The sequence below is a fragment of the Neokomagataea anthophila genome (assembly GCF_018122595.1).
Classification (GTDB): domain Bacteria; phylum Pseudomonadota; class Alphaproteobacteria; order Acetobacterales; family Acetobacteraceae; genus Gluconobacter; species Gluconobacter anthophilus.
This window is the reverse complement of sequence record NZ_JAGRQH010000314.1, coordinates 1-206: the sequence shown is the minus strand read 5'-3', so window position 1 is coordinate 206 and position 206 is coordinate 1. Positions and strand designations below refer to the sequence as shown.

1 protein-coding gene is annotated in these 206 nt (G+C 54.4%); it reads right to left on the bottom strand.

Annotation, left to right across the window (positions count from 1 at the left end; all coding sequences use genetic code 11):
• Positions 1-206, bottom strand: a 206-nt coding sequence (locus KB213_RS12770; protein WP_456306885.1) for a Ppx/GppA phosphatase family protein, incomplete at both ends; no start/stop codon positions are given.

Below are 206 nucleotides of genomic sequence, written 5' to 3'. Positions count from 1 at the left end.
GCCACATGGATGAGTTCCAAAGAACCACCGCCAATATCCTCTACCAAGCCATTGTCCGTTGGTAGTGAACACAGCACACCACGGGCAGCATAATCTGCCTCCTCAGTGCCATCGAGAACCCGAATAGTCACACCCGGCATACGAGCACGAATGGCCGAAACAAAGTCCGTACCATTGCTCGCATCACTCACAGACGCCGTTGCGAC